The organism is Bradyrhizobium sp. NAS80.1, assembly GCF_001908205.1.
Classification (GTDB): Bacteria; Pseudomonadota; Alphaproteobacteria; order Rhizobiales; family Xanthobacteraceae; genus Bradyrhizobium.
In genome coordinates this window covers 1-1,108 of sequence record NZ_LGHL01000471.1, presented here as the reverse complement: position 1 = coordinate 1,108, position 1,108 = coordinate 1, and the positions used below count along the sequence as shown (strand labels likewise).

2 protein-coding genes are annotated in these 1,108 nt (G+C 54.7%); both read right to left on the bottom strand.

Annotation, left to right across the window (positions count from 1 at the left end):
• Positions 1-231, bottom strand: a 231-nt coding sequence (locus AC629_RS44295; RefSeq protein ID WP_143199959.1) for an NAD(P)/FAD-dependent oxidoreductase, incomplete at its 3' end; no start/stop codon positions are given.
• Positions 232-341: 110 nt separating this feature from the next.
• A complete protein-coding gene (locus AC629_RS44290) occupies positions 342-668 on the bottom strand; it encodes a hypothetical protein (protein ID WP_084810820.1) in 327 nt (108 codons plus the stop codon).
• Between the last annotated feature and the right edge of the window lie 440 nt (positions 669-1,108).

Below are 1,108 nucleotides of genomic sequence, written 5' to 3'. Positions count from 1 at the left end.
GTTGCGTTCGACGTGAATTGCGCCATTGTCCTGCAGGAGTTCGATAAGCCCAAGTCGCTTAAACTCGGCGACTCCCCAGGGGGCGATCCATTCCCCTCGCACTCGGTCGGGGTAACTCGTCTCCCGCTCCAACACGGTGACCTCTAACCCGTTCCGGGCGAGTACGTTGGCCATGGTGCCGCCGGCAATTCCTCCACCTATGATCACTACGTCAGGAGACAAGCTGGTCATGCAAATACCCCGAGTCAGCAAAAGAAAATAATCCGCCAGTATGGCCTATGGCCATGATTGACGGGAAAATTCAAACGCCGACCAAACGGCCGCTCGACGCTGTGCTTTGCTCACAGCGGATGAGCTGCCCCTACGAAGGATTGCGTATCCGGCTCTATATTCACCAAAACTTCCCCGCCGATGATTTGGGGATCTCCGAGATTAAGGTCATGCAAGCTCGCCCGCACAAACTCCATCACTTTATCGTTCGCCGCATCAGCGCTTTGCCGGTCCTCGAATATCATCACGGCGACACCGACTCCTCCGCCGCCATCCAGTACATAGTAAGATCTGAATCCGTGCGATTGCTTTAGGAGTTGACCGATGCCGCTTTTGGCGCGGCGAGCCGCATCGGAAACCGAACGAACATTGGTGTACTTTCGAATGACTATGTACATGAGGCGACCATGCAAGAGCTGCAGCTGACCCACATGCGTGGATAGCGCTCGCTGTCTGTAAGGCCATATGCCGGCCAGACCCTCGTCCGCCCGGCCTTGTTAGGCTCGGTATGACTGATTTGTCTGGCACATAATGTGAGTATGTTTCGACTGCTGCGAGGTTCACATATCAACTCAAAGCGCTGCAGACGCCTGCTGCAATGCGGGATTTCAATCCGGCCGATGTCGCCTTTGGGTCTTGGCTGTGTGAAAACGCCAAGGCGCTTGAGCGCGATAGAAGAAGTTATTCGTCCAAGGCGGTTCTAGCGCTTAAGCTAGCACGTGGCTTCAACTTAGACGACGAACTGAAGAATGTAATTCTAGCCGTGTCTCGATCATTCGCGTTTTTACACAGCCAGGGTCATTCTCGACCGACTCTGCGGGGTCGGCTTGTGTTCGAT

Bases quoted from the DNA above. Each gene is read 5' to 3' on its own strand.
- AC629_RS44290 (WP_084810820.1), bottom strand. From the start codon at position 668: ATGTACATAGTCATTCGAAAGTACACCAATGTTCGTTCGGTTTCCGAT.